Origin of the sequence: Vibrio sp. 10N.222.55.C6 (genome assembly GCF_041473395.1) — a bacterium.
GTDB lineage: Bacteria > Pseudomonadota > Gammaproteobacteria > Enterobacterales > Vibrionaceae > Vibrio > Vibrio crassostreae_C.
Genome location: NZ_JBFRSD010001147.1, coordinates 1 through 268, shown reverse-complemented (window position 1 = coordinate 268; position 268 = coordinate 1). Strand labels below are relative to the sequence as shown.

The 268-nt window shown below is 44.8% G+C and carries 1 protein-coding gene; it reads right to left on the bottom strand.

The genetic code is table 11. The annotated features are described in order from the left end of the window. Positions 1-268 (bottom strand): hypothetical protein (locus AB4486_RS27935; protein ID WP_372120064.1); only part of this gene is annotated, 268 nt, incomplete at both ends.

Here is a 268-nt window from a genome sequence, read left to right as displayed (position 1 = left end):
GTGAACACGTTCGTTTCAACATTTGAAGCGCCGATAATAAAGCCAACATAGTTCCCCGAATCAGTAGGTTGCTCTTTAATTTCCACTGTCAGGCCGTTCGACTTCAATGCACCTGACGAATTGAAGTTCGTGCTATCGACCCTAAAGTGCGTCACATCATCGCTACCATCAGTAAACGTAATGACTTTGGTTTCACTGACAGCTGTCCCTGTAGAGGCAGAACCATCAGCTAAGCTTGCTTCATTCAGAGCAACATCAGGAATAAGAT